Here is a 25,603-nt window from a genome sequence, read left to right on the forward strand (position 1 = left end):
TTGGACGGCTCGTGCAACCGGTCTTTCCGAGTACAGGCTCGTCCGGCATCAGGAATTACATTTACGCATCTAACACCCCCATGCCCGAATCTACCTCTACGACCTCTTCTGAACCGTCAGCGCGAGCACAGACGGGTGGTCCGTACATTTCTGCGTCGACCTCCCTGCCGGAGATCACTCCGAAGGCGCTCTTTCTCGGCTTTATCCTCTCCGCCGTACTGGCAGGTGCCAATGCATACCTCGGGCTGAAAGTCGGGATGACGGTGTCGGCGTCGATTCCGGCGGCCGTGATCTCAATGGCGCTGCTGAAGGCGTTCAAAGAGTCGAACATTCTTGAGAACAACATCGTGCAGACGGCGGCGTCGGCAGGAGAGTCGCTGGCGGCCGGGGTCATCTTCACGTTGCCGGCGCTGATCATGCTGCGCTACTGGGAGGGCTTCCCGTTCCTTGAGACCATGTCGGTCGCTCTCTGTGGAGGGATTATTGGGGTCCTGTTCACGATTCCCCTGCGTCGCGCCCTGATACTGGAGGCCGAGTTGCAGTTTCCAGAAGGCATCGCAACGGGTGAGGTACTCAAGGCCGGTGATCGTGGCGGAGGCGGTGCCAAATACATCGCTATCGCCGGACTCGCCGGAGCGGCGATGCAATTCTTTCAGACGGGACTGAAGGTCGTCGGGGACTCCGTCTCTGGGGCCGTGACGGCCGGGAAATCGGTCTTCGGAATCGCCAGTGGGTTGGGCGTGGCGCTCCTCTCCGTTGGGTACATCGTCGGGCTGAATATTGCCACGCTCGTGTTCCTCGGCGGCGCCATCGCGTGGTTCGTCGGGATTCCGTTGTACACGGCTCTCGCCGATCCGGCGACGCTTCAGAGCATTGTCGGGGATGCGACGGGCTGGGATGCGGCGCTGAGCGTGTGGGATGCGCGCATTCGGTACATGGGCGTTGGCGCCATGGCGACCGGTGGGCTGTGGGCATTGGTCGCACTTATCGAGCCCATTCGGGATGGCATCCGCTCGTCCATGGATGCCGTACGTCGAGCGAAGGATGAGTCTACGCCTGATATCACGAGAACGGAGCGCGATACTCCGATCAACTTCGTGCTCGGTGGCGCAGCGGCGATGGCTGTTCCCATATTTATCGTGTTCACCTTCGTGGTGGATCAGACCGGGTTGGGCATCTCGAGCGGGCTGTACTGGCTCACGATCGTGTTTGGCGTCCTGTTCGCGTTCGTAGCCGGGTTCCTTTTCTCAAGCGTAGCCGGCTACATGGCCGGTCTCGTCGGGTCGTCTAATAACCCGATCTCTGGCGTGACGATCGCAACCATTCTGACCGTGTCGCTGATTCTACTCGTACTGCTCGGCTCGCAGATCGACTTTGCCGTGGACACGTCGCAGGCCGCTGCCGCCGCGGCAACGGCGATTCTTGTCGGAGCCGTCGTATGCTGCGCCGCTGCAATCGCAGGCGACAACATGCAGGACCTGAAGGCGGGTCACATCGTCGGGGCGACGCCCATGAATCAACAGATCATGCAGGTCGTGGGTGTGGTTGCCGCGTCCCTCGCCATTGCCCCAGTCATGGACCTCCTATTCAGTGCGTACGGGTTCGGGGACGTATTGCCGAGAGCGGGGATGGACCCGTCGGAAGCACTCGCCGCGCCACAGGCCACGCTGATGTCGAGTGTGGCGGATGGCGTCTTTTCCCGCAACCTGCCGTGGACGATGATCGGCCTCGGCGTATTGATCGCCATCGCGATTATTGTCTGGGACAAGTGGCTGGAATCCCGCGAATCCAGTTTCCGCGCGCCGGTTCTCGCCGTAGCCGTTGGTATCTATCTTCCGATCGATCTCTCGGTGCCGATCTTCATCGGCGGACTCATCGCCTACTTTGCAGCGCGCAGTGCCACGAAGAAAGCAGGTGAGGAGGAGCCGGAAAGTCAGCGAGGTTTGCTGTTCGCTTCGGGGCTCATCACCGGAGAAGCCCTGGTCGGCATCTTCCTCGCGATTCCGTTCGCGATTCAGGAGGACGCGAACGCGCTCGCTATTTCTCCGGACATGCTCGGCCTCAGCCCCGCAGCCTTCGCGACGATGGAGCAAACGCTGGGCGTCGTCCTCTTCGCCGGATTCTGTTTCTGGCTCTACCAGGTCGCTAAGAAGTGAGGTTTGGGGTTTGGCTGTGAAGGTGTGAAGGTGCGAAGGTATCTCACCACCGTCGCACGGCCGTGCGACGGTGGTGTGCCCTGAACCTTGAACTCTGAACCCTGAACCTTGAACTCTGAACTCCAACAGAGTCATCTTCCGAGAACGTCGCGTCTGACGGGGCATGATTCGAAACAGAAAATCCGTCTCATTTCGTACCATTCGAGTGGCATCGCAGGACTCGGCTCTCTCAAACGAATCTATCCATCGATATGGACCTGACGTACTTCGGGCACGCGACTTTTCAGATCGAGACCGGCGACCATACGCTGCTGTTCGATCCTTTCTTTCAGGACAACCCGCATACGAATGTGGATCCGGCGACATTGGACCCGGACTTTGTGCTGGTGTCCCATGCTCACTTCGACCACTACGCCGATGTCGAGGCGTTTACCGGAGAGGATGGACCGATGATGATCAGCAACTTCGAGATCATCTCCCGGATTGGCAACGACTACGGACATGAAAACGTCCACCCGCTGAACGAGGGAGGAACGATCGATCTCGACTTCGGGAGCGTCGAAGCGACCCATGCACGCCACACGTCGAGCTTCCCAGACGGATCGTACGGCGGTGTCCCGGAAGGCTTCGTCGTCGACTTCGGTGATCAAACGGTTTACTACACGGGCGACACGGCTCCATTCGTCGAAATGGAATGGATCGGTGAGGCGTACGATGTCGATGTGATGATCGCTCCGGTCGGAGACGTGGTGACGATGGGTGTCGATGGCGCGATCCACGCTGCCGAGATGGTCGAGCCCGATCTCATTATTCCGGTTCATTACAACACCTTCCCGTTCATCGAGGTCGACCTGGACGACGTCCAGGATTCGTTCGAAGACGCAGGGTTCGACCTGCAAATTGTCGACTTCGACTCGAAGGTGTCGCTGTAAACGAGAGCACATTCCCACACGTTTCGCACGGGAACCTGGCACTGCGCCGGGTTCCCGTTGTTTGTTATACCAAATCCAAATGACAGTGACGGGGCCACGATCGTCTGTGGAAGCGTTTCGCAGGCTTGGCAACCTGTTTGACGGATGGATCTCGAAACCTACGGGCAGTTCTTCATGCCTATGAGTAAATCTGACAGTCATCTTTTCGCGATGACGCAGCAGACACGGTGCGCGAGATCAATCAAACCCCGTACTGCGAACATAGCGAGGACCGACCAGCGAGAGGTCCGTACCATCGGATCGCCGGAGGCTGTCCGCCAAACAGGTTATGATTCCTGCGTCTCCTCCCTTTGTCGATCGAATCGACCCCACATCGTAGGCACGGCATCCGGACGCGATCATTTGAATTCAGTATTAGCGGTGGAAATCAGGTGGCAACCTGACCGGACACACAGCGAACTCTCAGTGCTTCGACGCAATCGACCTTCATGACCACGCTCGGCATCCTCTCGGACACGCATGGATACTTTCATCCCGACCTGGTGGATGAACTAGATGGGGTCGACCACATCCTCCATGCCGGAGACATTGGCGACCTTTCGATCATCGACGGCCTAAAGGCACTGGCACCGGTGACGGCGGTGTACGGCAACGTAGACGGCTGGGATATCCGTCACCGCACGGCCGAACATCAACGGATGACGTTCGATGGCGTGAACGTCTGGATGACGCATATCGCGGGGCGCCCCGGTGCGTGGCAGCGGGGGATGGGAGCGAAGCTGAAGGCAGACCCACCGGATGTATTTATCTGCGGCCACAGTCACATCCTCCGGATCGAGCGGGTGAAACCGTTCGACAACATGCTCTACCTCAATCCCGGTGCGGCTGGACGCCAGGGGTTTCACCAGAAGAAGACCTGCGTACGTCTCGTCATCGACGATGGCGCACCCGTGCAGGCCGATGTGATTCATCTGGATGAGTGACTCTTCGCCTTTGCCGTACAGCGGTCGGTCCGCCCTGCGGTAGGGTCCGTGCGCTTCCTGATCGAATGCGCAATCGACGCATGTAGAATTTCTCCGTGTACTTCTTGATGCCCGACGCATTTTGCTCTGATATCGCCCGGCGAGGTGACGTTGACCTGAACGGCTCCGCGACGGTCGCTTCCTACTGGCTCTGCATAGAGCATCCAGAGCCGTGGGAGGAGCGTGAGATTTCGAGTGGGTCGCTTCCGCCCCGCTTGGTCGAATGCATTGGACAGTGGGAAGAGGCGTTGCCCGGACTGCGCACGCAGGCAATCCGGCGTGAAGTCAACCAATTCGACGAAGCGGGAGGCGTGACCGTTTTTATCGCCTCGGTTCAGCCGGGCGAACAAAGCCTCCGGCGTCTCCGGTTGTCTTCACTCGAGGCGCTCGCCGATCTGGATGTCCCGGCAATCATCTTGGGTCACGTCGACGAACCACCCGGACGGCGCCTCGACGCTCCGATCGTTCTCACGTGTACGAACGGGAAACGGGACGCCTGTTGTGCGCTCAAGGGCCGGATATTTCAATCGGCGTTGGAAGCAGTCGCTCCACAGGCGGCATGGCAGGCGACACATCTAGGAGGCCACCGCTTCGCGCCGACAGCGCTCGTTCTTCCGCATGGCCACCAGTACGGTTGGCTTGAGGCTGACGATGCCGATGAGTTCTGGTCTTCAGCGAGCGGCGGTCGTATTTTTCAGTTCGACCGATACCGTGGGTGCACAGCGCATCGACGGCCAATTCAGGCGGCTGTCATCGCTGTGCGTCGCGAGGTGGGTGCCGACGCGGTCGAAGATATCGAAGACATTCGGTTTGAGCATCGACCTGGAGACGTGTGGCATCTTCGCGTCACGTGTCGCGGGCAAAAATTTACCGTGCGTGTCCGGCGTTGGAAGGACGGGCTGTTGCCGAAGAGTTGCGGTGGGGATCCCAAGCCCGTGATTCGCCAGTCCGTCTCCGTAGAGGCTGCGTCTACTGAGGACTGTGACCGTTGAAATGTCAGCGTAGATATCAATTGGGGCTGCGTTGTTGATACCGGTCGAGTTGACGTTCTCGGTTGAGTTCCCTTTCGCTACGATATGGAGCGGGATGTGGAAAAGCTCTCGCTAACGTTAGCGCACGTCGCGCTTGCACATCTAGACTTGAGTACGTAGTCGACCGTGATGGGACCCTCCGAAGCGTAATGGGGATAGGGTAAACCGTGATTTGCCTGAGCCTCGCTTAGGGACGAGATCGTAATTATTGAGGTTGAAAATCGATTTCGTATCATTCGCATGTGGTATCTCGGTGGAACTCCGTGCATCCGTTTGGTATACTGCCGCCTCATTCACTGAAATGTAGTTAGGTGTTTTAGGTCATGGCCACAGACGACCTTCGTCGTGAACTCGGGTTCTGGGATGCTCTGACGATCGGTGCTGGCACCATGATCGGTGCCGGCATTTTCCTCCTCGCTGGCGTTGCCCTCGAATTGACGGGGCCCGCTGCAATCTTTTCGTATCTGGCTGCCGGTCTGGTGTGTATGATCACGGCGGCCAGTGCGGCAGAGCTTGCGACGGGTATGCCGACCTCGGGTGGCGATTACTATTTCGTGTCTCGCTCGCTCGGACCGGCGCTCGGTGCAATATCCGGTGTCGGAATCTGGCTGAGTCTGACGTTTGCCATCTCCTTCTATCTATTCGGGCTCGGGGAATACCTGTCCCAGCTTTTGCCCGTGACCCCGTTCTGGGGGGCGCTCGTCGGCGGCATTTTGCTCACCGGGCTCAACGTGTACGGCGCGAAGGAGTCGGGGAAAATGCAGGTTTTCGTTGTGCTGACGTTGCTCGCCATTCTCGGCGGCTTCTGCATACTGGGGTTCTTTCAGATTGAAACCGACAACTTCACGCCGTTCTTTCCCTTTGGTACGGCACCGGTTGCATCCACGACCGCTCTGGTCTTCGTCTCCTTCCTCGGGTTCGTAAAGATCGCAGCGGTGGCCGAAGAAATTAAGGATCCGGCCAAGAACCTCCCTCGGACGCTGATTGGCTCCGTCGCGCTTGTGACGCTGCTCTACGTCGTCATTCTCCTCGTGATCGGCGGCATGTTCACGCAGGAAACGATTGGAGACGTACGCGATCCGCTCACCACGGCGGCGCGCACCCTTGCGGGTCCGGTCGGCGCCGGATTTATCATCTTCGCCGGCTTGCTCGCGACGGTTTCATCCGCCAACGCGAGCATCATGGCGTCGTCGCGTATTAACCTCGCCATGGCGCGTGACCGGATGGTGCCAAACGCGCTGTCTACGATCCACCAGCGATTCCTGACACCGCACCGGGCGATTCTCCTGACCGGGTTACTCGCTTGCGCCTTCCTTCTGTTCGAAAGCATCGAGGACCTCGCGAAGATAGCCAGTGTCCTCCAGCTGTACAGCTATGCAGCACTGAACATTGGCTGCGTCGTTCTGCGCGTCGCCAAGCCGAAGTGGTACGAGCCGTCCTATCGAACGCCTCTTTTCCCGTTCGCGCAGATCTTTGCTGCGCTTGCATGCGTGGGGATCATCGTGTCCTCGGGCCTCTTCGCGCAGATTGCTATTGTCGTTCTAATCATCGCGAGCCTGGCCTGGTACGCGGTCTGGGGCCGGGGACGCGTCGAGATTGAGAACGCCATGCCGGAGTTTCAGGAGCGCTGGGGCGCGGAAGGCTTTTCCGCACTGATGGGACCGGCGACGAAGTTCTCCGTCGAGCTCCCGGAGGTGCTCAAGCCGGGCGAGCGGGCCATCGATCCAAATGAACCCCGGCGCGTCTCTGTCGCGCTGGCGAACCCGGCGACCGAGTCGGATCTGTTACGCATTGGACGCTACATCGCAACGGGCAAAGACCGGGGCGGTCACGTGTCGGGCTTGCACCTCGTGCGGGTGCCGCTTCAAACACCATTAGAGGTTGCTCGCGATCAGTTCGCTGAGCGTCCATCGCTGGAGCGCGCGATCTCCGGTCTCGTGTCCTCCGGCGATGGAGGGACGACCGAACTTCGGCCTCTCGATGAGACGGAGTTCGAATCGGTCATTGATGTAGCTCATGACGTGTTCGGTGGGCTAATCACCGAAACGCAGGATCAGCGCTCAGACCTTCTGCTGATGGGCTGGCAGGGCGGTTTCAACGTCCGCCGCATATATAATAGCCCGATTCAGCGCATCATGTCTGATCTCGCGGCGGACCTCGCCGTCCTCAAGGATCGTGGTGTGACGTCGATCAAACGCATTCTGCTGCCGTGGGGCGGAGGCCTACATGCCCAGCTCGGACTCGAGGTGGCCGTCCGCATCGCCGGAGCCACGGGCGCGACGGTCCAACTGCTCCGTGTGGTGAAGAAAGATGTGGACACAGCTGGCGAGTCGGCCGCACTCTCGGCGACCGTCAAGCAGCTTGTCGGCGAGCAGGAGAACATCGAATACCTCGTCCGCGACGCCAACTCGGTTACTGAGGGCGTTGAAGCCGCCATGGAAGAGAATGCGCCCGACCTTGTCATCATTGGCGCATCCCGCGAGTGGACGATCCGGCAGGTACTGTTCGGGTCGATCCCGGATGTCGTCGCCGACGCCGCCGATTGCTCCGTGCTGATGGTGCGTCGCTACGTCCCTGATACGCTGTCCATCCGCGCGGCCGAAGGCTTCAAGCGCATCAAGGAATCCGCGGGCCTGACGACCTCCCCCGAAGAATAGTTCAGGGTTCAACGTTCAATGTTCAGGGTTGGGGATGGCGGTTGAGACTTCGAGGAATTGGCAGGCCCCTTCGTCCGTCGTGCCTCTCTACGCGCGCGGCCAATCCTTGTCTTCGGCCACCAACTTCTCAGAGAAGCGCCGTCGAACTCTGAACCCTGGACTCTGAACCTTGAACTAGATTTTAGCCAGTTCGACGGCAATGCACCGGTTTCGGATGTACGGGAGATTGGCGTCCTTCGCCAGCGACTCTGCCTCGGGACTCGATACACCGAGTTGCGTCCAGATGACCGGTGTTCGACTCGTTCGTCCTGCGTACTCGATGGCGTCCCGGACGACACCGGCCGTATGCTCTGGCGCGCGGAAGACGTTAATGATGTCGACGCTCTCGTCAGGGAGATCCTGAAGTGATGCCACTGCCGGCTCTCCAAGCACCTCGTCGTAGTTCGGGTTCACGGGTATGATGCGATACCCGGCCTGTTGCAGGTTCTTCGCGATCTGATGGCTCGTACGCTGGGGGCGCCCGGAGAGCCCGACCACAGCGATGACATCGGCCTCGCGAAGGATAGAAGGGATATCAGACATAAGCCTGCTGACAAATTGTAGTAGGACAGAAACCGCTGAACCCTGAACCCTGAACCCTGAACCCTGAACCCTGAACTCTGAACTCTGAACTCATCTTCCCCGTGAATTCAGACCGGACGGTTCGGGACATCCGGGGCAGCGTTGTACGTTAAAACACCATTTCGTGCCGAATATGTTGGCCTCTATTGCCGGTCGGCACCCGCGGTCGTCTTTTGAGTTTCTCCGATGACCGCACGAACTCACCCGCACGGCCCGATCGAACTGCACACCATCGCTCCATGCCGTATCCGCACGACGAAATTGAATCCAAGTGGCAGCGCCACTGGGACGAACATCAGACCTTTCGCACGCCCGACGACCTTCCTGAGGATCCGTCGGACGACGAAAAGTTCTACGTCCTCGACATGTTTCCCTATCCGAGTGGTTCTGGGCTCCACGTTGGTCATCCCGAAGGGTATACGGCCACAGACATCGTCGCTCGACACAAGCGCATGCGTGGCGTCCGCGTGCTCCATCCGATGGGATGGGACGCGTTCGGTCTGCCGGCCGAGCAGTACGCGCTAAAGACGAACACGCACCCACGGGTGACGACGGAGAAGAACGTCGATAACTTCCGGAAGCAGCTCAAACGTCTCGGGTTTTCGTACGACTGGCAGCGGGAGATCAATACGACGGACCCGGATTACTACCGGTGGACACAGTGGATTTTTCTGAAGCTGTATGAGCGGGGACTCGCCTATCAGAGCGAGGAACCCGTCTGGTGGTGCGAAGAGCTGGGCACGGTGCTCGCCAACGAAGAGGTGATCGATGGCAAGAGCGAGCGGGGCGGCTACCCGTGCCGCCGTGTGCCGATGCGCCAGTGGGTGCTGAAGATTACGGAATACGCTGAGCGGCTGCTGGACGGGCTCGACGACCTGGATTGGCCCGAGAGCACCAAGCAGATGCAGCGCAACTGGATCGGCAAGTCCGAAGGTGCGGAGATTCACTTCCAGCTTGACGACGTCGATGACGCGCTGGAGGTATTCACCACCCGTCCGGACACGCTCTTCGGCGCCACGTACATGGTGGTTGCGCCGGAGCATGATCTTGTGGACGACATTACGACCGACGAGCATCGCGACGAGGTTGAGGTGTACCGCAAGCAGGCAATGCAGAAGAGCGAGCTCGAGCGAACCGAGCTTCAGAAAGAGAAGTCCGGCGTCTTTACCGGCGGCTACGCGATCAATCCGGCGACCGGCGATCGTGTCCCCGTCTGGATCGCGGACTACGTGTTGGCGAGCTACGGAACGGGCGCCATCATGGCCGTTCCGGGGCACGACGAGCGCGACTACGACTTTGCGCAGAAGTACGGACTGGAGATTCGCGAGGTGGTCGAAGGGGGCGACCTCGATGAGGCTGCCTACATCGGCGACGGCTCTCACGTGAACTCCGCGAATGAGGACGTGAGTCTCAATGGCCTCGGTACCGACGCGGCGATTGCGGCGATCACCGAATGGCTGGAAGAGAATGATCTCGGTCGCGCCAAGATCAACTACAAGCTCCGCGACTGGCTCTTCAGCCGTCAGCGCTACTGGGGCGAGCCGTTCCCGATCATCTTCACGCAGGACGAGGACGGCGAGTTTACCCAGCCGAAACCCGTGCCGGAAGACGATCTGCCGGTGACGCTGCCGGAAGTCGACGAGTTTAAGCCAAGCGGCTCTCCACACGGTCCGCTGTCGAACGTCGAGGACTGGGTCGAAACGACGGACCCCGAGACGGGCGAACCGGCGCGCCGCGAAACCAACACGATGCCCCAGTGGGCCGGGTCGTGCTGGTACTACCTGCGCTTTATCGATCCGGATAATGATGACCGCCTGGTCGACCCGGAGAAGGAGAAGTACTGGCTACCGGTCGATCTCTATATCGGTGGGTCGGAGCACGCGGTGCTACACCTTCTGTACGCTCGTTTCTGGCACAAAGTCCTGTACGATGCAGGCGTCGTTTCTACGAAAGAGCCGTTTCAGACGCTCGTCCATCAGGGACTGATTTTGGGCGAGATGGAGTATACGGCCTATGTCGGGCCCGACGGTGAACCGGTCAGTGCTCAGCATGTCGATGACGGCGTGGACACGCGCACGGGCGTTGAGGTCGAGGCACGCTCGATCGACAAGTCGGATGTAGAAAAGGACGGAGATGTATTTGTTCTGGCGGAGTCGACGGACATCCGCGTCGATGCTCGAAGCCACAAGATGAGCAAAAGCCGCGGCAACGTCGTCAACCCCGACGACGTGATCGACGAGTACGGTGCCGATGCGCTGCGACTCTACGAGATGTTCATGGGCCCGCTTGAACAGGTGAAGCCCTGGAGCACGAGCGACGTTGACGGCGTCTTCCGCTTCCTGAACCGTGTCTGGCGTCTGGTCATCAATGATGAGACCGGCGAGCTAAACGACGCTGTGCAGGACGTGGAGGCGGACGCAGATCAGATGCGTGTGCTCCACAAGACGATCAAGAAGGTCACCGAAGATATCGGCGACCTGAGCTTCAACACGGCTATAGCGGCCATGATGGAATTCGTGAATGCCGCGTACAAATGGGACGTCGTGCCGCGTAGCACCATCGATCCGTTCATCCAGATCCTGAGTCCGTTCGCCCCGCACATCGCGGAAGAGCTCTGGGAGCGGCTCGGCCACGAGGATACGATCGCCTATACCGATTGGCCGGCGTTCGACGAGGAGAAGATCAAGAAGGATGTTGTCAGCATGGCCGTGCAGGTCAACGGCACGGTTCGCGCGACGATCGAGATCCCCGCGGGGGCCGACGAGGACGAGGCATTGTCTACCGCCCGGGCCGACGAAAACGTCAAGCGGTATCTTGACGACGGCGACGTGAAGCGTGAGATCTACGTGCCCGGTCGCATTATCAACTTCGTGGTGGCGTAAATAATCGCGACGCCTTCGCTCGCGCCAGTGTGATACTGAATCCAAATGATCGTGTCCGAATGCCGTGCCTCAGATGTAGGGTCGATTCGATCGAAAAAAGGGGACGGGACGCAGGAATCAACGTTTTTTGGCACCTTCACGCCTGCGAAACGCTTCCACAGATGATCTTGACCCCACATTGTCATTTGGATTTGGTATGAGGTGTGTCTTCCGGCTGGCGAGAAGACAAGAAAAGCCGGAGCCGACCCTGGGTCGTGCTCCGGCTTTTTCCGTAGGGGCCGGCGACTGGGGGATGAGAGCGGCACCGTATCCGAAGGGGGGAATCGGAGAGCCCGCGTCTCGCAGTCGCCGGAAATCGAGGTCAAGATTGGAATCAGTCGTTAGTTTTTACCCACCACGACGTTTTCACCATCGGATGTGCGTCGAAACGAATACCATACGAGCATGGCCTCGTCGGTCTCACCGTACGGGCAATTCGCGCCCTTGTATGCGTCCCATGCCTCGCGGTAGATTTTCATAGCGTACTCGCGCATTTCTGGGCTGAGAATGTCCTCCTGAGGAGGACGGGCACTACCGAAAGGAAGCATCTGAGAGTTTGAAGGCAACATAGACGAGTGGAGAATAAGTCTGCGTCGGGGGATCGCCGAGGGGTAGAACGGGCCAGAATTCGGCCGATCAGGTAGGGCGCTCGGTTGAGCCAGTATGTGAACAGGCATCTCAAGCACATCATGCCTTTCATCAATACGTCTAGGAAGTAGCCCAAAACCATTCCAAAAGAGCGGCGAATCTCGATCTATCAGCAATTCTATGTGAAGGATGCGCGATAGAATGGCCAGAAAGACGCCTCTAGGATATGTATTCTGCTACAGACGAGGCGTTTGCCACGCCGATCGAGCGCAGCAAACCCGGTTGTATAGCAGGTCATGGAGTTACCACTGCGTCGCGGTTCGTTCTGAAACACGCCGACATTTGGTGAGACAGCGACGTTTCGGCGCGGCCGGCAGATGGATCTCGGACGGAGGGATTGCGTGCGAACCGACCGAATGAGTTTTGCTCGTCCAACCAACTGGCGCCTTTTATGCCCGAACCTCTCGATGTTCTAGCGCTTGCCGCTCACCCTGACGATGTCGAACTCTGCGCTGGCGGGACGATTTGCCGTCTGACGGGCGCGGGTCATCGCGTTGGGATTGTCGACTATACTCGAGGAGAGCTCGGGTCGCGCGGTACGCCGGAGGGGCGAATGGAAGAAGCGCAGCGAGCGGCTGACATTCTAGGGCTCTCAGCACGAGAGAACCTGGGTCTTCCGGATGGCAACATCGCCAACACCAAGGCGAATCAGCGAAAGGTGATCGAGGCCGTTCGGACGTATCGACCTCGTATTGTGCTCATCAACAGCCTCGAGTGCCGGCATCCCGACCATGGGGCGGCCGCTCAACTTTCGATTGACGCGATGTACTATGCGGGGCTTCGGATGGTCGAAACGACAGGGGCAGACGGGAAGGCGCAGGAGCCGTGGCGCCCCAGTCACGTTTTGCATTACATGCAGGCGATCGAGTTCGAGCCGACGTTCGTCGTTGACGTGAGCGACGTGTGGGAGCAGCGCATCGAGGCGCTACAGGCATTCCAGTCCCAATTTTTTAATCCCGACTACGAGCCGGGGGACGACGAGCCCGAGACGTTTATCTCCAATCCGACCTTTTTCGAATGGATCGAGGGGCGGGCTCGGACCTACGGATACAAGGTAGGCGCAACGTTCGGGGAGCCGCTGCTTTACCGTCACGGCCCGGTCGGCGTGGATGATTTGATGACCGTTTTGAAGAAAGACCAGCCGTATCGGTAGCCGCCACGGTACGGAGAAGACCGGATCGCGCCCGCTATGAGCGTGAATTGTTTATGACATGCAACGGAGCGGGAGGGGCGAGACCGTCTGAGGTTGGGAAAATTGCGGATTCTCGGCCGTCTGGCTTCAAATGCCCGTCTTCGGCGTTGACACCCTCGATACCCCCACGGTATATTGGCACACTGTCGCGAAAACGCGGCGTGGACGAGTCGGTCCAAGGGGCCGGTTTTTCCAGCGATGAGCTGCGCTCGGTTTGCCCGAATGGATGCGAGCCGAACATGCACCGGACTTCTGCTTGCAATGTACTTGGGCAGAGCCAAAGCTATGCGCTGGCGCTGTCGTCCTCCTCGACCGACGTGCATCACGATTTACCTTGACGCAAGATGGCAAGCACGAGTGATTTCCGTAACGGCCTGATGATCATCTGGAAAGATGACATCTGGGAGATGATCGATTTTCAGCACGTGAAGCCCGGGAAGGGTGGAGCGTTTGTTCGGACCCGCCTGAAGAATGTCAAAGACGGGCGTGAGTTGGATAACACGTTCCGTGCAGGGGCCAAAGTGGAAGAGGTCCGTGTCGAGAAGCGTCCGCACCAGTACCTCTACGAAGACGACTACGGTCTTCACTTCATGAATACCGAGACCTACGCGCAGTTTTCGCTGCCGCCGGAGCAGGTCGAAGGCATGGAGTACGTGAAAGAGGGAGGGTCCGTTGACATTCTCTTCCGCGCCGACACCAACGAGCCGATGCGGATGGACATTCCGCAGAAGGTAGAACTGGAAGTCGTCGATACGACGCCGGGCGTCAAGGGAGACACCGCGCAGGGGGGATCCAAGCCTGCAACCCTGGAGAGCGGAGCGACGGTAGACGTTCCGCTGTTCATCAACGAAGGCGACGTCGTGCGCGTCAGCACGCAGACGGGAGAATACGAAACCCGTGTGTCGACGGCGCCGAACGCGATATAGTTCGATCCGGTTGTGCTCCGCTCGCACCGTGCGTGTGGAGGCACCGGCGCAGCATCCTGCGTAGCCGTGCCGATCTTTCTTCATACCTATCAGACGCATGAAGCTAGACAAGATTCAGCAATTGCTCTCGATCGTGGCCGAAAGCGGCGTATCGGAGATTGAGATTGAGGAAGACGATTTCAAGCTCACGATCCGGCAGAATTCGCCTCAGGTGATTATGCAGCAGCCGTCGCAATACGCGATGCCGTACGGCCCACCGGCGTATGCTCCGCAGCAGGGGTACGCGCCCCAAGGGGCCCCATCGCCGGCGACGCCCCCTCAGGGTGCGCCGCAGCAGGGAGGCTCTCCGTCGCAGGGTGGAGCAGGGCAGCAGCCTGCGCCCGCACAGGGGCAGAGCGGTTCCGCATCGACCGAAACGTCCTCCGGGTCGGGTGAAGAGAAAGCCGAAGCAGGAAGCGGTGCGAACGAAGAACTCGTCCGCGCTCCGATTGTCGGCACGTTCTATCGCCGCCCGTCGCCGGATTCTGATCCGTACGTCGAGGTTGGGGATAGCGTCGGTGACGGTGATGTGCTTTGCATCATCGAGGCGATGAAGTTGATGAACGAGATTGAGTGCGAGACCTCGGGGACCATCAAGGAGATTCTAGTGGAAGATGCCGAGCCCGTTGAGTTCGATCAGCCGTTGTTTGTGATCGAGAAGTAGACGGCCCTCAGCCGACCGCGGTGTCCTCCCTGGGTACCGCCGGCACAGGTTACTGCATCCCCGCCGGACGGTCCGACGCTCCAATCGTGTCCTACACGACCTCGCGTCTGTCTCGGCCGCCCGGATTCGTCGACGTTGCCCCACGGATATCCACATCACGGTGAGTAAGATCAAGAAAGTTCTTGTCGCCAATCGCGGAGAAATCGCCCTCCGCATCATTCGGACGTGCCACGAGATGGGCCTCAGCACGGTAGCCGTTTACTCGACGGCCGACCGCGACTCCCTCCACGTTCGATTCGCTGACGAGGCCGTCTGCATCGGCCCGCCGGCGTCCGGCGAAAGCTACCTTCGTCCGGACCGAATTATCGCCGCTGCTGAAGTCACCGGTGCGGATGCCATCCATCCCGGTTACGGCTTCCTCTCAGAAAATGCGGAGTTCAGCCAGATCTGCCAGGACAACGATGTGAAGTTCATCGGTCCCTCGCCCGAAACGATTCGGATGATGGGGGAGAAGTCGCTCGCCAAGCAGACGATGGCCGAAGCGGGTGTCCCAACGGTGCCCGGGTCCGATGGCATCGTCGATTCTCTCGAAGAGGCCAAAGAAGTGGCCAAGGAAATTGGCTATCCGGTTATGGTCAAGGCCTCAGCAGGCGGCGGTGGTCGCGGCATGCGGATGGTTTTCGAACCGGAGAACTTCGCGAAAGCGTACAATAGCGCCCGGTCGGAGGCGGAAGGTGCGTTCGGCAATCCGGACGTGTATCTCGAGAAAGTCGTTGAGGAGCCGCGCCATGTCGAAATCCAGCTGCTGGGAGACGGTAAGGGGGGGGTTATGCACTTTGGCGAGCGTGAGTGCTCAATCCAGCGGCGGCACCAGAAGCTCGTCGAGGAGGCGCCTTCACCGATCGTTGACGAGGACCTCCGTGAGGAGATGGGCCAGGCCGCCATCCGAGGCGCCGAAGCTGTCAACTACGAGGGGGCCGGGACCATTGAGTTCCTCGTCGGAGCGGACAAGAACTTCTACTTCATGGAAATGAACACCCGGATCCAGGTCGAGCATCCGGTGACGGAGGAGGTCACCGATGTGGACCTCGTCGAATACCAGATTCGCGTCGCGATGGGCGAGACCGTCCAAAGTCGCAAGGTTCCGATTGACGGCCACGCGATCGAATGCCGCATCAACGCAGAAAACCCGTACCGCAACTTCAGCCCGTCGCCGGGCACGATCACGGCGTTTCACCAGCCGGGCGGACACGGCATACGCGTCGACACGCATGCCTACGCTAGCTACATGATTCCGCCGAACTATGACTCCATGATCGCCAAGCTGATCGTGCGAGGTAAGACACGCGAGGGCGCCATCAAGAAGATGCAGCGGGCGCTCGATGAGTTTGTGATTGAAGGGATCAAGACGACAATCCCTTTTCATCAGCAGCTGATGAAAGACCCACGCTTCCAGTCTGGTGACTTTACGACCCGGTTCCTGGAGGACTTCGAAATGGAGCCTCCACCGGAAGAATAGTTTTCCCACTGAAGCACAGCGCCGTACCCGACGGTATACGAATGGGTGCGGCGCCACCGTTTTCATTCTGACTTCCTCGACCTATTACGCCGAATGACTTTTCCCGACGACCTGTACTACACGGAAGACCACGAGTGGCTGCGGATGAACGACGATGGCACCGCGACTATCGGTATCACCGACTTCGCGCAGAGTGAATTGGGCGACATCGTGTTCGTAGAAGTGGAGCCTGACGGAACGGAGCTCGATGAAGGAGACGTGTTCGGCACCGTGGAAGCCGTGAAAACAGTTTCTGAACTGTACATGCCGGTTGCTGGCACGCTGGTCGAGTTCAACGAGGAACTGGATGTCGCACCGGAAAGCGTCAACGAAGAGCCGTACGGCAACGGCTGGCTCGTCAAAATCGAGCTTGCTGATGCGTCCGATGTCGACGATCTCATGGATTCGGAAGCCTACGAAGCAACTGTGTGAGGTTCGGGGTGTGAGGTTCGGGGGATGATACGATGTACGAAGGCCCCAACGCCTTAGCACTCTAACACCTCAACACCGCAACACCTGAACACGTTAGTACGCAACGCCCCAACGCTTTTTAACACCCCCGGTACATGCACGAGACGATCATCATCCTCGACTACGGTTCGCAATATACGCAGTTGATTGCGCGCCGGGTACGGGAGGCCGGAGTCTACTCAGAGATTCACCCCTGCACGATTCCGACGGAGGAGGTGGAGGCAATGAACCCGAAGGGGCTGATCCTTTCGGGCGGGCCCTGTTCGGTATACGATCCGGAGGCACCGCAGCTCGACGGAAACCTGTTATCGCTGACGCGCGATGACGGATCGCCGGTCCCCGTCCTGGGCATCTGCTACGGCCTGCAGGCAATGGCCCATCTCCTTGGAGGTGATGTGGAGGGCGCGGAGCGTCGCGAGTTCGGCCGCGCGCAGATTCAATTTCCTGAAGGGAACGGTGCGTCGGAGCTGTTCGATGGCGTGCCCAGCGGCTCCACGGTGTGGATGAGCCACGGCGACCACCTGACGGCCCTGCCCGAAGGCTACGAGATTATCGCCAACACGGAAAACGCCCCGGTCGCAGCCGTCCGAAACCTAGAGGATCCGCATTACGGCGTTCAGTTCCATCCAGAAGTCGTCCACACGGACTTTGGACGCCAGATCCTGGAAAACTTCGCCTACAAGATCTGCGGATGCGAGGGGGATTGGACCCCGGCCTCTTTTATCGAGGAACGAACGGCGGCTCTCCGCGAGAAAGTGGGCGACCGACACGTCATTCTCGGGTTGTCCGGCGGCGTGGATTCGTCCGTCGCAGCCGCTTTGTTGCACCGCGCCATCGGGGACCAGCTGCACTGCATCTTTGTGAACAACGGCCTCCTTCGGAAAGGCGAATGGGAGCAGGTGCAGAAAACGTTCCGCGACCATTTCCACATGGACCTGCATGCCGTCGACGCGACGGATCGGTTCCTGGAGGTGCTCGACGAAGTTGTTGATCCGGAGGAGAAGCGCGTCCTGATCGGAAATACATTTATCGACGTCTTCGAGTCGCAGACGGATGAGATTGCCGAAGAACTTGGGCATCGACCGACGTTCCTCGCGCAAGGCACGCTGTATCCCGATGTGATCGAAAGCGTATCGTTCAAAGGCCCCTCGGCGACGATCAAAACGCACCACAACGTCGGCGGACTCCCGGAGGAGCTTAACTTCGAACTGATCGAGCCCTTCCGCGAGCTCTTCAAGGACGAAGTTCGTGAAATCGGCCGGCTGCTCGACGTGCCGGAAGACATCGTCGGGCGGCACCCGTTCCCGGGCCCCGGGCTCGCCATTCGCATCCTTGGCGATGTGACGCGTGAACGCCTGGACCTTCTTCGCGAGGCCGACGCGATCTTCATCGACGAACTCCGCGAAAAAGATCTGTACGACGAGGTATGGCAGGCCTTCGCCGTTCTGCTCCCCGTGCAGAGCGTGGGCGTCATGGGCGACGAGCGCACCTACGAAAACGTCATTGCTGTTCGGGCGGTCACCAGCGTCGACGGCATGACGGCCGACTGGGCACACCTTCCCCACGACTTCCTCGGTCACGTGGCGAATCGCATCGTCAACGAAGTACCCGGGATCAACCGCGCGGTCTACGACATCACGTCGAAGCCGCCAGCCACGATTGAGTGGGAGTAAGGTCGATCGGCACCCTCAAGGCTGTCGATGACGGATCGCGGTGCAACAGTTTGAGTACACCGGTCATGCGACAATCTTGTGCGAGCCTTCGGTTCACGAACATGACCGAATCGATGAAAACGTCTGCTCCGCACGTCCAAGTCGGACGGTAGCCAATCGCGCCCCGCTGGTTTTGGAAATGAGGAGCAGACCGACGCACCCTCTCTCCATCACGCATTCCTGCATCGAAGCACATCAACGGTTTGAACTTGAACGACAAAAGCAGCACCGGTTGGAACGTGATGAGGAACGCCAGACGTCGTCTTCGTCTTGGCGTCATGCTGATGGGCATCGTCCTCGCATCCCTTCTGGTCGTCGATACAGCGCGTGCACAGGAGGCCATTCCGCGTCTGCCCCGAGCGGAGCTGGCATTCGAAGACGCCCGAGCCTCGTTCGAGGGAGGCAACTTTGCTGAGGCAGCGGAGGGATTTCGCTCCGTCATGGAGTTCCCGCTGAATCGCAAGACGACCGCGGCATTCGTCATGGCGGCGAAGGCGCGGTATCGTCAGGGCGACTATCGGGCTGCGATCGAACTCACGAATACGCTTCTCGAGCGGTATCCCGAAACGTCGTATCGGCAGGAGGCAATCGATGTCCAGACGAAGGCGGAGGAAGGACTCCGCACGTTTGGCCGCCGGGCCGATACACTCCGGGTTGGAGTGGTGTTGCCCATGCGCGACCGGGATGCGGATCTGACGCAGGCGTTCTTCAACGGCGTCCGTCTTGCCGTCGACGAACACAACGGCATCCGCCGCCGGTACGTGTTGCCGCCACACCTCCAGTCGACGCGGTCAGAAGACGTAAGTGTATTTAACACGGCTGAAATGTACGGCGATAGTCTCGCATCGGCGAGTGGGGAGACGACGATTGCCACGCCACGGGACACGATCCAGGTGGACTCGCTTCAGATTGTGACCGAGCAGGTCGGGCAACCGTCGTACATCGCGAAAATGTATTTCCGGAGCGTCGGCGAGCAGCCGCCCTCCGCGGGAACTGCGGTCGACTCACTCATCCGTCTGGATCGCGTCGATATTATCATCGGTCCGTTGTACAGTCAGTTCGCGCGGGAAGCTGGTCGGGTGGCGGAGGAGAACCGAGTCGTTATGGTCGCACCTCTCGCGACCGACGAGAGTGTGTCTCAAGGACGCCAGTTCGTCTTTCAGGCGAATCCGACGATCCCAATGCGTGGACGAGCCATGGCCCGGTTTGCTGCAGAGAGCCTGCTGATGGAGTCCGTCGGCATCATTCACGAGGCCTCGGACGAAACGGCAAGACAGATCGCGAGCGGGTTCAGAGAGGAGGCACGGCAGATTGCATTGAAGACGCCATACACGCTATCACTGTCGTCCAGGCGAGACTGGTCGCGCTTGCCCGGTGCGTTTGCGGCTGACTCCACCGTCACGGACTCAATGCGCGCGTCGGCGGAAGCGGTCTACATGCCGATCACCGGGCGGGACGCGCAGGGGAAGATCCAGGACGCGATGGTTGGGCTCCAGCGCTTTGGGTCGGATGCGCGCATTCTCGGTAACTCGCAATGGCACGACCTATCGGTGAAGCAGGAGGCCAGCAAGGTCCGAGCAACATACGCGAACGACTTCTACGTGGACACCTCGCGGAATAACGTCCAGAACTTCATCCGTGACTATCGTCTCCTGACCGGTGACACGCCGGACAACCTTTCGGTTACGGGACAGCGTCTCGCCTATACCGGGCACGACGTCACGCGCTTCCTCCTGCAATTTCTTCAAGCCGGTCGCACGCGACCGTCGCCCGACGCACTGCGGAGTCCGCCACGCTACAACGGGCTTGGCATCCGCATCGATTTTCAGACGGGCGACAATGTGAATCGCGCTCTCTTCTTTCACCGGTACCGCGACGGCCAGATCGAACTGCTCAACTAGCGGTCACCTCTATGCGGTCGCCAAAATGACCGATAGACGTCATCGCGGCGAGCCGTGCGAATCTCTGTACAATACGTGCACGTGTCTCATCGTTACAAGTAAACGGGAGGAACAGGCAGATTGTCGTTCCGTACCGCCCCCGGATATACGCTTTGCTCCATTTGTAGGCCCTGAGGAGGTCGGCGGCCTCCCATCGATCTCAGACTCATACCGGTTCGTATTCATGCGACTTCGCCTTCCCCATTTCGTCGCCCTTCTGACGACGCTGCTCGTCTTCACTGCATGCTCGGGCGGTCAACGCCTGCGCTATTCCTCAGCGGAGGAGGCCTACGAAAAAGGCATGGTCGAATTCAAAGATGAGGATTACGATACGGCAATCAAGTTCTTCCGTGGCGTTTTTCAGTACGGACGCGGAAATGAGTTTGCCGAGGACGCACAATTCCGGATCGCCGAGTCGTACGAGAAGCAGCGACGCTACCTTCTTGCTGCCGCCGAGTACAACCGATTCGCAAAACTCTATACGGCGAGCCAACGCGTGCCGATCGCAGAATTCCGCCGCGCGAATATGTATTTCAAGTCGTCGCCGATGTACCAACTCGATCAGTCCGATTCGCGCAAGGCGATCGAGTTCTATCAGCTGTTTATCGAGCGATACCCGCAGCATGAGCTGGTGGCGACAGCGCAGGAGCACATCGTCGAGCTGCGCGGGAAGCTCGCGCACAAGAAATTTGAGGCTGCTGAACTTTATCAGCGACGTAAGATGTATGAGGCCGCCGCGAAGACGTACGAAAGTTTGTTCGACAAGTACCCGGAGACGGACTGGGCCGATGACGCACTGTATGGCGCCGTTCGCTCCTACGTCGATTATGCTGACAATAGCGTTCGAGCGAAGCAGGACGAACGCTACCAGGCAGCCGTCGACAACTACGAGCGCTTGACTCAACTCTTCCCGGAGAGCAACAAGACGAAGGAAGCACAGAGCCACTACCGGAAGGCCCGGGAGGCGTTGGATCGTCTTCGCAAAGAGGAGGAGGCCGCGGACTCGATTGCAGAAAGCGACTCGACGGACAACCGTTAGATCCGCGTCGGCACATCAAACGGCAGCACGGACGGCGTCTCCACGAAGGAGACGTCGTTTCCTCATTCGACCCAGTTGCCGACGTATCCGCCGGCTCCAAGGCTATAGCGTTCCGCTACTCTCATTCTGCCCACGCTCCCTCGTATCCATGCCTGACGCTCCCGATACCTCCTCGGTCGATCGTGACGCTGCCACGTCGGAGTCGAACGGTCAGTCGCCCTCCATCGACGTAGGATTGTTCGGTGGCTCATTCAATCCGCCGCACGTCGCGCACTGTGTGGTAGCGAACGTGGTGCGCGACCAGTTCTCGATGGACGAGGTATGGTGGATTCCGAATGCACAACCGCCACACAAGCCGGAGACAGAACTGGCCTCGGCGCGGCATCGACTGGCGATGACGAAACTCGCGACGAAGGACGATCCCCACTTTCGTGTTTCGGACATTGAGATTTGTCGAGAGGGTGTCTCGTACACGGTCGACACGGTGCGCGCGCTGCAGGAAAAGCACCCGGAGACAAACTTCGCTCTCATCATAGGAAGCGATAGTCTGGACAGCTTTTCATCATGGCATTGCCCGGACGAAATTGCTGATCGCGTACCGCTCATCGTGTATAAACGGCCGGGCCCGATCGAGTCGGTCGCAGAGGCTCGATTTGTGAACCAAGCGCGTTTCGTCGCGGCGCCCGTGATGGAAATCTCTGGTACGGAGGTCCGCAAGCGTCGTCAGGCCAGGCGATCCATACGGTACTTCGTACCAGCGCCGGTCCGGCAGTACATTCTGGATCACGACCTGTATCTAGAGGATACGTAGCCAAGAAGAGCGCATCGGCACATCCGGTGTTGCTCTACATCTGCTGCTGCCGCGTCGTGTATCGTTGCCAAACAGGTTCTCATCTCATCATCGACTCTCTGGGAATGACGCGTCCTGATGGCATCCGCGAACGCGCCGCGCAGCTTCTGATGGTCCGCCTCGGATCGAATGTGCCGCCGCCAACGGCTGCGGAAGACGACGCGAAGCGCGTGTCGAACCTTCTGGTCGACTGTCCGGTGGGAGGTCTGATCCTGTTTCGTGGCACGTGGCCCCACGTTCGCCGCACACTGGACCAGTTACAGGCCGAAAGCGACGTGCCGCTCCTCGTCGGGTCGGATCTGGAGCGGGGCCTCGGGCAGCAAGTTCGCGGAGGGACACGATTCCCGCATGCGATGACGGCCGGCCACACTGCCGATCCAGAGGCTGCAGCAGCTGCACTTGCACAGGTAACTGCACGTGAGGCGCGGGCAGCGGGCATTCACCTGGCATTTGCTCCCGTCGCCGATATTCATCTGCACGCGGAAAATCCCATCATCGGTCCGCGCGCATTCGGCGACTCGCCGGATATGGTATCCCGGTGCGTCGAAGCGTACATTCGAGCCGCCCGGGCCGACGGTCTCCTGACCTGCGCGAAGCATTTCCCGGGACACGGCCGGACCGTCTCGGATTCTCACGAAGAGCTTCCGGTCGTGGAGGCTTCGGAAAAGAACCTTCGGGTGACGGACCTGGTGCCATTTCAACGGGCCATTGAGGCAGGCGTCGACACCGTGATGACGGCGCACGTCGCCTATCCGAGCCTTGATCCGAGTGGCCGTCCGGCAACGGCATCCCGTCGCATTCTTATCGACTTGTTGCGGACAGAGATGGGCTTTAGTGGCTGCGTCGTGTCCGATAGCCTGTTGATGGAGGGGATTCGGACGAACGCATCCGGGCCGGGCGAACAGGCGGCCGAATTGATCCAGTCCGGTGTGGACTTGCTCCTCGACCCACAGGAGCCGCGGGCCGTCGTAGATGGACTGGTTGACGCCGTGGCCGCGGGGCGCCTGTCTCGTGCGCGTCTAGACGAAGCATTCGAGCGGGTGTGGGCCCTCAAGCAGAATGCATTTGCACGTATGGAGCATTCGTCTCCAGATCAGCCAACCGGTACGGTTGGGATGCGAATCCACCACGCAAAGGCCGAACAAATGGCGCGAGATGGTGCCATCATCCGGCGCGACACCGGACAGCTTCGTCGTCGCAACGGAGGAGAGGGTGTGGTCGTCATTCGGTTCGAAAGCCGGTTCTCCGGTGGTGCAGAGCCCGAGATGAAACGGACACTGGCCGATCGGTTACCTGCGGCTCAGTTCCGGGTTGTTGATCCAGAGACGCCTCACGATCGCTGCGAATCGGTACGGCGAGACGCAGGCGAGCGCGCCGTCATTGTCGTCGCAATTGCGGCTGAACCGGCTGCCTGGCAATCATTCGGCCTTCCCGACGACCTGGAGCGCATGGCCGCGGAGATCCTCGATGCTGCCGAAGAGAGGGGTGCTGCATCCATGCTCGTGGTTCTGGGAAGCCCGCGCGCAGGCGATCGCGTGGAAGAACGAAGCGCCGTCGCTGGACGCATCGGGCGCGTCGATTTTTTCAGCGATGAGGATGTCAGCCAGAAAGCGTTCGTCGACGGGCTCGCCCGGCGGCTCGAAGGAACGTCGGAAGCTGTCAGCGATTCGGATCCGGGTGAGGCGGCGTGGTAACAAACGCATCACCTCCGCGTTCGAACTCGCCATACATCCTTTAGTTGAGGAGTGTGACGCGAAAGTCAGCGCCGTTCGCACGAGCGGGTTGAGCCTTTTGTCGCGCTCCTCAGGCTGTCGCGTTCAGATGACTCCAAAACCGAATGGGTTTATTCGACCTTTTTTCCGACGACCGACCTGCGCTAGTCGCCGAAGCGTTCGTTCGCGTACAGCAGATGCTTGATACGGGGAACGATATGTTTGCTGCGGCTACAGCCTTCGCCCTCGAAAACGAAATCCTCGATGTCGACCTCGGGGAGCTCGATAGTGAGATTAACGAGGGCGAGCAAGAGCTGCGAAGAGCGGTGCTCGAGCATCTCACGTTCGACCCGCAGCGCGAGATGGTGTTTAGTTTGAAGCTCGTGAGCATCGTCCACGAGGCGGAGCGAATTGGCGACCTTGCCAAGTCCATCGTCAAAGCCGGCAAACTCGCCCACAAGCCTCGAATGGGCAAGCACGTCGAATCATTACGTGAGATGCGCGACCGCGTGCTCGTGATGTTCGACCATGCCTATCATGGCTTTGTGGATGAGGAAGCAGAGGCGGCCCGCAAGCTTATGACGATGCATGAGCAGTTGAAAGACGACGTTACGGTCTATCTCCAAGAGGTTGCGGATGACGAGTCGCTAACGGCGAACGAGGGGATCGTGCTTGCACTCCTGGCGCGGCTCCTCAGTCGCGTGGGGTCGCACCTGTCCAACATCGCCTCGACGGTTGTCTCCCCGTTCGACCAGATTCGGCGCGCACCGACCTGGGAAACCGAGTAACTCGTCGCTTGAGACGAACCGAGACGCTGCGCTAATCTGACACTCCGGTCTCTGCTCGTAGTGATCGGAGTGGCTTCACTTGTCGATTCCTGCAACACGATCGTATCTGTATATATGGCTGTCACCGAATCGAAGATGGCGGAGCTTGGAACGCCAGCCCCAACCTTTGAGCTTCCTATTGCCAATCCAGGGGTTGACGACCTGCAGGGTACTCTCCGGGCGCTTGAGGACTATGACAACGCTGAGGCCGTGGTCATCGTGTTCATGTGCAACCACTGCCCGTACGTGAAGCACATCGAAGACGCTATGGTGGACGTCGCGAACGAGTATCAGGATCGCGGCGTGCAGTTCATCGGCATTTGCTCGAACGATGCTGAAAAGTATCCGGCAGATGGATTCGAGCGCATGACCGAACGGGCGATGGAAAAATCGTTTCCGTTTCCGTATCTGCAAGACGAGTCTCAGAACGTGGCGCGTGAATACGGTGCGCTGTGCACGCCTGATATTTTTGTCTACGATCAGGATCGTGATCTCGTCTATCGGGGACGCTTCGACGAAACGCGCCCAAACAACGGAGAGGCGCACGGCGGCGATCTGAAAAAGGCGCTGGACGAACTCCTCGATTCAGGTACGATCGAAATGGAGCAGCATCCGTCCATGGGGTGCAATATCAAGTGGAAACCTGGTAAGGCTCCATCTGCGGCATAACGTTTTGAGGTTGCCT

20 protein-coding genes are annotated in these 25,603 nt (G+C 59.4%); 18 read left to right on the forward strand and 2 right to left on the reverse strand.

What is annotated here, in order from left to right:
- Window positions 1–80: 80 nt before the first annotated feature.
- The 5 genes from CRI94_RS06480 (at window position 81) to CRI94_RS06500 (ending at window position 7,798) form a co-directional block, all read left to right on the forward strand.
- On the forward strand, window positions 81–2,156 hold the full coding sequence (locus CRI94_RS06480) for an OPT family oligopeptide transporter (RefSeq protein WP_098074880.1): 2,076 nt from the start codon (window positions 81–83) through the stop codon (window positions 2,154–2,156).
- A gap of 251 nt (window positions 2,157–2,407) precedes the next feature.
- Window positions 2,408–3,088 (forward strand): metal-dependent hydrolase, encoded by a 681-nt coding sequence (locus CRI94_RS06485; protein WP_098074881.1) that lies wholly within the window; start codon window positions 2,408–2,410, stop codon window positions 3,086–3,088.
- 488 nt (window positions 3,089–3,576) lie between these two features.
- On the forward strand, window positions 3,577–4,071 hold the full coding sequence (locus tag CRI94_RS06490; protein WP_098074882.1) for a metallophosphoesterase family protein: 495 nt from the start codon (window positions 3,577–3,579) through the stop codon (window positions 4,069–4,071).
- Window positions 4,072–4,178: 107 nt separating this feature from the next.
- Window positions 4,179–5,102 (forward strand): sucrase ferredoxin, encoded by a 924-nt coding sequence (locus CRI94_RS06495; RefSeq protein WP_143815321.1) that lies wholly within the window; start codon window positions 4,179–4,181, stop codon window positions 5,100–5,102.
- Window positions 5,103–5,464: 362 nt separating this feature from the next.
- Window positions 5,465–7,798 carry an amino acid permease gene (locus CRI94_RS06500; protein WP_098074884.1) on the forward strand — a complete coding sequence of 778 codons (2,334 nt, stop codon included), beginning with the start codon at window positions 5,465–5,467 and terminating at the stop codon, window positions 7,796–7,798.
- Window positions 7,799–7,972: 174 nt separating this feature from the next.
- Here CRI94_RS06500 and CRI94_RS06505 read toward each other — a convergent pair whose 3' ends face one another.
- Window positions 7,973–8,380, reverse strand: a complete 408-nt coding sequence (locus CRI94_RS06505; protein ID WP_098074885.1) for a CoA-binding protein — start codon at window positions 8,378–8,380, stop codon at window positions 7,973–7,975.
- Between the two features lie 278 nt (window positions 8,381–8,658).
- Here CRI94_RS06505 and leuS point away from each other — a divergent pair, with 278 nt between their 5' ends.
- Window positions 8,659–11,301 carry a leucine--tRNA ligase gene (leuS, locus tag CRI94_RS06510; RefSeq protein ID WP_098074886.1) on the forward strand — a complete coding sequence of 881 codons (2,643 nt, stop codon included), beginning with the start codon at window positions 8,659–8,661 and terminating at the stop codon, window positions 11,299–11,301.
- A gap of 380 nt (window positions 11,302–11,681) precedes the next feature.
- On the opposite strand, the gene CRI94_RS06515 is transcribed toward leuS, so the two are convergent.
- The gene (locus tag CRI94_RS06515) at window positions 11,682–11,909 is read right to left on the reverse strand and encodes a hypothetical protein (protein WP_143815322.1); all 228 of its coding nucleotides are present in this window, start codon (window positions 11,907–11,909) and stop codon (window positions 11,682–11,684) included.
- Between the two features lie 470 nt (window positions 11,910–12,379).
- Here CRI94_RS06515 and bshB1 point away from each other — a divergent pair, with 470 nt between their 5' ends.
- The 12 genes from bshB1 to CRI94_RS06575 all read left to right on the forward strand — a co-directional run bounded on the left by bshB1 (window position 12,380) and on the right by CRI94_RS06575 (window position 25,587).
- The gene (bshB1, locus tag CRI94_RS06520) at window positions 12,380–13,141 is read left to right on the forward strand and encodes a bacillithiol biosynthesis deacetylase BshB1 (protein WP_098074888.1); all 762 of its coding nucleotides are present in this window, start codon (window positions 12,380–12,382) and stop codon (window positions 13,139–13,141) included.
- A gap of 383 nt (window positions 13,142–13,524) precedes the next feature.
- On the forward strand, window positions 13,525–14,106 hold the full coding sequence (gene efp, locus CRI94_RS06525; protein WP_098074889.1) for an elongation factor P: 582 nt from the start codon (window positions 13,525–13,527) through the stop codon (window positions 14,104–14,106).
- Window positions 14,107–14,203: 97 nt separating this feature from the next.
- A complete protein-coding gene (gene accB / locus CRI94_RS06530) occupies window positions 14,204–14,809 on the forward strand; it encodes an acetyl-CoA carboxylase biotin carboxyl carrier protein (RefSeq protein ID WP_098074890.1) in 606 nt (201 codons plus the stop codon).
- A gap of 160 nt (window positions 14,810–14,969) precedes the next feature.
- Entirely contained in the window at window positions 14,970–16,328 is a 1,359-nt protein-coding gene (gene accC / locus CRI94_RS06535) for an acetyl-CoA carboxylase biotin carboxylase subunit (protein ID WP_098074891.1), read from the forward strand.
- 93 nt (window positions 16,329–16,421) lie between these two features.
- Entirely contained in the window at window positions 16,422–16,799 is a 378-nt protein-coding gene (gcvH, locus tag CRI94_RS06540; RefSeq protein WP_098074892.1) for a glycine cleavage system protein GcvH, read from the forward strand.
- 134 nt (window positions 16,800–16,933) lie between these two features.
- On the forward strand, window positions 16,934–18,511 hold the full coding sequence (gene guaA, locus CRI94_RS06545) for a glutamine-hydrolyzing GMP synthase (RefSeq protein WP_098074893.1): 1,578 nt from the start codon (window positions 16,934–16,936) through the stop codon (window positions 18,509–18,511).
- A 281-nt stretch (window positions 18,512–18,792) separates the two neighbouring features.
- Window positions 18,793–20,451, forward strand: coding sequence for an ABC transporter substrate-binding protein (locus tag CRI94_RS06550; RefSeq protein ID WP_245846096.1), 1,659 nt, complete (start codon window positions 18,793–18,795; stop codon window positions 20,449–20,451).
- Between the two features lie 223 nt (window positions 20,452–20,674).
- Window positions 20,675–21,529, forward strand: coding sequence for an outer membrane protein assembly factor BamD (locus CRI94_RS06555; protein WP_098074895.1), 855 nt, complete (start codon window positions 20,675–20,677; stop codon window positions 21,527–21,529).
- A gap of 223 nt (window positions 21,530–21,752) precedes the next feature.
- Entirely contained in the window at window positions 21,753–22,340 is a 588-nt protein-coding gene (nadD, locus tag CRI94_RS06560) for a nicotinate (nicotinamide) nucleotide adenylyltransferase (protein WP_098075227.1), read from the forward strand.
- 104 nt (window positions 22,341–22,444) lie between these two features.
- Window positions 22,445–24,073, forward strand: coding sequence for a glycoside hydrolase family 3 protein (locus CRI94_RS06565; RefSeq protein WP_098074896.1), 1,629 nt, complete (start codon window positions 22,445–22,447; stop codon window positions 24,071–24,073).
- A 143-nt stretch (window positions 24,074–24,216) separates the two neighbouring features.
- The gene (locus tag CRI94_RS06570) at window positions 24,217–24,879 is read left to right on the forward strand and encodes a PhoU domain-containing protein (protein WP_098074897.1); all 663 of its coding nucleotides are present in this window, start codon (window positions 24,217–24,219) and stop codon (window positions 24,877–24,879) included.
- 114 nt (window positions 24,880–24,993) lie between these two features.
- Entirely contained in the window at window positions 24,994–25,587 is a 594-nt protein-coding gene (locus CRI94_RS06575; RefSeq protein WP_098074898.1) for a thioredoxin family protein, read from the forward strand.
- Window positions 25,588–25,603 lie beyond the last annotated feature (16 nt).

Origin of the sequence: Longibacter salinarum (assembly GCF_002554795.1) — a bacterium.
Lineage (GTDB): Bacteria > Bacteroidota > Rhodothermia > Rhodothermales > Salinibacteraceae > Longibacter > Longibacter salinarum.